This is a genomic window from Candidatus Eisenbacteria bacterium (assembly GCA_013140805.1).
Taxonomy (GTDB): domain Bacteria; phylum Eisenbacteria; class RBG-16-71-46; order RBG-16-71-46; family RBG-16-71-46; genus JABFRW01.
The window spans coordinates 1-5,660 of the sequence record JABFRW010000064.1 but is presented as its reverse complement, the minus strand read 5'-3'; the positions used below and the strand labels follow the sequence as shown (position 1 = coordinate 5,660).

The 5,660-nt window shown below is 70.1% G+C and carries 7 protein-coding genes; all 7 read left to right on the top strand.

Translation table 11 applies throughout. The features are described from left to right. A partial coding sequence (locus HOP12_05875) for a hypothetical protein (protein NOT33685.1) occupies positions 1-652 on the top strand: 652 nt, incomplete at its 5' end. Further along, on the top strand, positions 649-1,443 hold the full coding sequence (locus tag HOP12_05870; GenBank protein NOT33684.1) for an enoyl-CoA hydratase: 795 nt from the start codon (positions 649-651) through the stop codon (positions 1,441-1,443). The genes HOP12_05875 and HOP12_05870, both read left to right, overlap by 4 nt. A gap of 51 nt (positions 1,444-1,494) precedes the next feature. Further along, positions 1,495-2,517 (top strand): 4-hydroxy-3-methylbut-2-enyl diphosphate reductase, encoded by a 1,023-nt coding sequence (ispH, locus tag HOP12_05865; GenBank protein NOT33683.1) that lies wholly within the window; start codon positions 1,495-1,497, stop codon positions 2,515-2,517. 13 nt (positions 2,518-2,530) lie between these two features. Next, positions 2,531-3,334, top strand: a complete 804-nt coding sequence (locus HOP12_05860) for a hypothetical protein (protein ID NOT33682.1) — start codon at positions 2,531-2,533, stop codon at positions 3,332-3,334. A 74-nt stretch (positions 3,335-3,408) separates the two neighbouring features. Then, a complete protein-coding gene (locus HOP12_05855; GenBank protein ID NOT33681.1) occupies positions 3,409-3,816 on the top strand; it encodes a heavy-metal-associated domain-containing protein in 408 nt (135 codons plus the stop codon). Continuing rightward, complete coding sequence (locus tag HOP12_05850; protein NOT33680.1) at positions 3,813-4,736, top strand: hypothetical protein; 924 nt, start codon at positions 3,813-3,815, stop codon at positions 4,734-4,736. The genes HOP12_05855 and HOP12_05850 overlap by 4 nt, the downstream gene beginning before the upstream one ends. Positions 4,737-4,778: 42 nt before the next feature. Further along, positions 4,779-5,660 (top strand): glycosyltransferase (locus HOP12_05845; GenBank protein ID NOT33679.1); only part of this gene is annotated, 882 nt, incomplete at its 3' end.

The following is a 5,660-nucleotide window of genomic DNA, read 5'->3' as shown; positions in this document are numbered from 1 at the left end:
CGTGCGGACTGATCGCGATCGGGAGGCGCGAGCCGAATACGCTCGCGCGATCGCGATCAGTCCGCACGATCCGAGCGTGTGGTTCAACCTCGGCAATCTCGAACGGCGCGCCTCGCACTCCGACAGCGCGCTCGCCGCCTTTCACCGCGCCACCCGCCTCGACAGCACTTTCGCCGCCGCTTACCAGAGCGAGATCCAGACGCTGCGCGAATTGAATCGCATGCCCGAGGCGCTGGCCGCCTACCGGCGATGGCTGCGCGCGAACCCGGAACTTCACACCGCGCGCCTCGAGGCCTCGCGCCTCGCCGAATCGCTCGATCGCCCCGACGAGGCAATCGAGATCGCGCGCGAAGGCACTCTCGAGGCCGACCATCTGGGCGAGAGCCACGAAATCTACGGCATGATGCAGGCCGCCCACGGCGACGTGCGCGGAGCGCTCAAGTCGCTACGGACCGCCTCGAAGCGATTCCGTGGCGATGCGGCGCGCAGCGATCGCATCACCAGGCTGGTCGGGATTCTGCGCCGGGTGGCGCCGGACTCGTTGCGCGCGGTGTTCGCGCAGGACAGCGTCGAGCGCGTCGCCGACGCGATCCGAGCCGCACGAGCCGCAGCGGCCGGCGCCGCGCGAGAGTCCGACGGAGCCGCACGATGAGCACGCCGCGCGATGCCGCGCCGACCGGTGATGTACCGCTGCGTGTCATCCGTGAGGGTCCGGTGCTGCGGCTGACGCTCGCGCGGCCGCCGCTCAACGTGCTGTCGCGGTCGCTCAACCGCGCGATCGCCGCGCAGGTCAAGGCGGCGGCTGAAGATCCCGGGGCGATCGCGATCGTGATCGATGGCGGCGACTCGCGCGGCTTCTCGGCCGGCGTCGAAGTCGCCGATCACGTGCCCGAGACGATCGACCCGATGCTGGCTGACTTTCACGCCGCGATCCGCGCGCTGTGGGCGTTCGATGGAGTGTCGCTCGCGCTGATTCATGGCGTGGCGCTGGGCGGTGGACTCGAGCTGGCGCTGGCCTGCGATCTGGTGATCGCGACCGAGGATGCGCGGCTCGGCCTGCCCGAGATCGCGCTGGGCTGCTATCCGCCGGTCGCCGCGGCGGTGTTGCCGTCTCGCATCGGCTGGGCCACGGCCTGCGAGCTGGTGCTGGGCGGCGAACCGATCCCGGCCTCGCGTGCGCTGGCACTCGGGCTCGTGAATCGCGTGTGCGCACCTGCGGGACTGCGGGAGGCAGGCGACGCGTTGCTCGCGCCGATCCTCACGCGCAGTCGGGCGGCGCTGCGAGAAGCCAAGCGTGCGCTGCGCGACGGAGCGCCCGACGCCGAGGGAAGCCTGGCGCGCATCGAGCGTCGCTACACGAGCGAACTCATGAGGCTCTCGGATGCCGGCGAAGGAGTGGCTGCCTTCATGGAAAAGCGGCCCCCGCGGTGGCGTCATGACTGACCGCGGCACTGGTGGCGCGGTCGCGATGAGTCCGCTAGAATCCACCGCCCCATGACCGCCACCCCTTCGCACACGTTGTATCTGGCCGGCCCGCGGGGCTTTTGCGCCGGAGTGGACCGCGCGATCGACATCGTCGAAATGGCGCTCGAGGTCTACGGCGCGCCGATCTACGTGCGACACGAGATCGTGCACAACCGCCACGTGGTCGAAGCGCTTCGTCAAAAGGGCGCGCGCTTCGTCGACGAGCTGAGCGACGTTCCGACCGGTTCGGTGGTGATCTTCTCGGCGCATGGCGTGTCGCCGCGGGTGCGTGCCGAGGCGCGCGAACGCGGACTCCGAGCACTCGACGCGACTTGTCCGCTGGTCACCAAGGTGCATCTCGAAGCGCTCAAGTACGCGAAGGAAGGTTATTCGATCGTGCTGATCGGCCATCGCGGACACGTCGAGGTCGAAGGCACGATGGGCGAGGCACCCGAGTCGATCACGCTGGTCGAATCGGTCGCCGACGTCGAGAAGCTCGAGCTGCCGAATCCCGAGCGGGTCGCCTACATCTCGCAGACCACGCTGTCGGTCGACGACGTGCGCGCGATCGTCGATGCGCTGCGGCGCCGCTACCCGGCGATGCGCGCGCCCGCCAAGGCCGACATCTGCTACGCGACGCAGAACCGCCAGGACGCGGTCAAAGAGCTGGCGCGACGCTGCCAGGTGGTGCTGGTGGTGGGAGCGCCCTCCAGCAGCAATGCGAACCGACTGGTCGAAGTCGCACGCACACTCGGTGCCGCCGCCTACCTGATCGAAGCGGCCGAAGACATCGATCCCGACTGGATCCAGGGCGATGTCGGCATCACCGCCGGCGCCTCGTCGCCCGAGCACGTGGTGCAGTCATGCGTCGAGCGCGTGAAGGGCCTCGGGGACTATCGACTCGAGTCGTTCCAGCTGCTCGAAGAGCGCGTGATGTTCCCGCTGCCGGGCGAACTGCTGGCGGCGGCGCGCGAACGTGGCGTGAGTGTCGGGGCGGGCAACGAGCGCGCGGCCGAGCGCGCCGAGGCCGAGTTCCGCATCCGTCACCACTGAGCGCGAAAGGCCGATGCTCTATTCCCGCGCGTTACTCGCGCCTGCGCTGCCCACCCTGCTGCTCGACGAACATCGGCGCGACCGCACGCCGATGCTCGAAGCGCTGGCGGCCGAGTCCGAGCGCCTCTACCGCGATCCGCCCGAGGTGGTGTTCGCGCTGAGTGCGCGCTGGGTGAGCGACGGGCCGTTCTTCGTGGACGTCGGCGCGCGGCATCGCACCCTGACGGACTACATCGGACTCGGTGTCGAGGTGCGCTACGACAGCCCCGGCCATCCGACGCTGGCGCGCGCCCTGATCGAATCGGCGACCGCTGCGGACGTTCGCATCGGACCTGCCGAGCGCGGGGTCGACAGCGGCGTGACCATCCCGATGCACTTCCTGTTTCCGCGCCCCGGCATGCCGGTGGTGCCGCTGTCGCTTGCCGAACAATCGGACGAGGCCTGCCGCGCCTTCGGGGCCGCGATCCGCGCGTTCGCGACCGCGCGTCCCGAACGCATCCTGTTCGTGATCGGCGGAGCGCTCTCGTTCGACGAGCACGCGTGGAACTTTCGCCGCGAGGTCCCCGAAGCGATCGAGTTCGACGCCCACGTGCTGCGGGTGCTGAGAGAGGGCGACTGGAACGCGATCGGCGAGGTCTCGCATCGAGTCTGGGATCGCGCGCGCCCGCACGCACGGCTGCGCCATCTGGAAGTGATGCGAGGTTTTCTGGGCGCGGATCTGCCCGGCGAAGTCGCCGCGCACGAGTCGCACCCCGGACTCGGCGCTGCACTCGTCTCGTTCGAGGTGCCCGAAGCGCCGCGGCTGCCGGTTGAGTAGGGGCTCAACCCCGGCTTGGCTCGCACCCCCGATCGGCCGACAATGAAGTCATGACGGTTCGTGGAGGCACATCCGTGCGCACACTTCTTGTGGTCGCCCTGTGCTGGGTCGTGGGCTGCTCGGGCGCGAAAGTCGAGCACCACGAAGTCGCCGCGCGCGACACGATCGCGCTCGATACGCTGGCGCTCGACACGCTTGCACTCGACACGCTGGCACTCGCCGCCGCCAATGCCGTGCCGCTTCCGACACCTGGTACCGGCGAGCGGCTCGTCACGCTCGAAGTCGGTGGCATGGTGTGCCCCGCGTGCATCTACAAAGTCGGGAAGTCGCTACGCGAGGTCTCGGGCGTTCGTGCCGCAGTCGGAGATCTCTCCGCTCAGCGCTTCGATGTGGTGTGCCAGTCGGATCTGGCGGATACCGCGCTCACTCGCGCAGTACGCCGTGCGGGTTCCCAGTACCTGGGGCTCGTCGTCTCACGATGATGCATCGTTCGCGCTTCGCGCTCGTGCTCGTGCTGACGTTCGGATGCGTCGCGGCACCGGCGCATGCGCACATCACCAGCGACCGCGAGTCGCGCGCGCTGGCTTCGCTCGATGCCTCGATCGTCGCGCGTACGCGTTCCGCCGGCCTGCCGGACTCGAGCGGCTGGGCGGGTGCGAACGCGCGCGGTGCGCGTCGAGTCTCGGAGCAGGCCGCGGCATTGCGCGCGCTCTCGGACGCCGCCGCGCGCATCGATTCGACCACCGCGGAACGCGCGTGGACCGCGATCGAAGCGGCGATGCGGCTGCAGCGCCCGGGTGGAGGCTTCGAGTTCGTCGAGGCGCCGACCGACTCGATCGCGGGATGGCGTGACGCCGCGGTGTTCCTGGCCGAACTCAACCGTGCGATCGGCGCGGTCATGAACAGCCCGCTCAAGCACCGCTTCCGATGGCGCTGGGCGCTGCTGAGGCCCAAGCTCGAGCGCGCCATGAATGGACTCGCGGCCGTGAGCCCGCGACTCGAGGCGGGAGCGAAGCGCGATCCGGCGCTGCTGCTGACACTCGCGGAAAGCTTCCTGCTCGCCGACGGTCACTATCACCTCGAGGCCTACGGCGCGGCCGGTCAGCGGGCACTCGCGGCCGCACTCGCGCTGCAGACGACCGATGGACGGTTTCGGGGCGCCACGGCCGACCGGCAGGCTCGCTGTCTCGATGCGATCGAAGCGTTGGCGCTCTACTTCCCGGGGCCGTTCCTCGATCGCGCGAGCGCCCGGCTGGCGCCGCACGTCGAAGCACTGGGGCGGACCGCGAACGCAGACGCGCTTGCCGCTCGCTCGCTGGGCATTCGCGCCGCGCGGCTCGCGCTGCCGCCGCCACTGCCCGGCGCATCGCATCAGGCAACGCCGGCGCTCGAGCCGCGCTGAACTTTGCGCTCGGGTTTCTGAGGTGCGTGCTAACGTGCGGCCATGCGCGTCCTGATCCTCAACGCGTTTCACTACCCGCGCGGCGGGGTCGAGCGCGTCGTGTTCGATGAGACCCGCGGGCTCGCCGCGGCCGGCCACGAGGTCGCGCACTTCGCGATCCAGGACCCGCGCAATCTCGAGAGTCCCACCGCCAAATTCTTCGCTCCACCTGCCGACTTCGGCGAAAACGCGCCGCTGTCGCGATCGCTGGCGCAGCTGCCGCGCACGATCTGGTCCAAGCCTGCGGCCGATGCGCTCGATCGACTCCTCGGCGTGTGGCACCCGGACGTCGCGCACGTGCACGCACCGAGTCGCTACCTGACGCCGGCCCCGATGCGCTCACTCGAGCGGCAGAGCGTTCCAATGGTCATGACGCTGCACGACTTCAAGCCGTGGTGCACGAACCGCGTGATGTTCGCGCGCGGCGAACCCTGCCAACGCTGCAAAGGTGGAGCGCACTGGCACGCTGCGGTCGTGGGCTGCGTTCAGAACTCCCATGCGAAGAGCCTGCTCGGAGCACTCGAAGCCTACGTGCACGACGCGCGCGGCGCCTACGGTGGCGTGCGGCACTGGATCGCACCGTCGCGCTTCGCGCGGGAGCGGGGGCTCGCGCACGGACTGCCGAACGAGCGCGTGAGCGTGATCCCGCACGGCGTCGGGCCCGCCCACGCGACGCGTGGGGCGGCGGCTGCGAACGCAACCGGCGCCGCGGGCGTGGTGGCGGCTCCGGTTCCGCCGCGCGAACCGTTCGTGCTCTTCGCCGGACGGCTCTCGAGCGAGAAGGGCGTCGATCTGCTGCCGGCGATCGCCGCCGCGATCGCGCCCGCTCCGCTGATCGTCGCGGGCGAGGGACCGCTGCATGCGACGCTCGCGGCCGCGGCGGGT

Bases quoted from the DNA above. Each gene is read 5' to 3' on its own strand.
- HOP12_05870 (NOT33684.1), top strand. From the start codon at position 649: ATGAGCACGCCGCGCGATGCCGCGCCGACCGGTGATGTACCGCTGCGT.
- ispH (NOT33683.1), top strand. From the start codon at position 1,495: ATGACCGCCACCCCTTCGCACACGTTGTATCTGGCCGGCCCGCGGGGC.
- HOP12_05860 (NOT33682.1), top strand. From the start codon at position 2,531: ATGCTCTATTCCCGCGCGTTACTCGCGCCTGCGCTGCCCACCCTGCTG.
- HOP12_05850 (NOT33680.1), top strand. From the start codon at position 3,813: ATGATGCATCGTTCGCGCTTCGCGCTCGTGCTCGTGCTGACGTTCGGA.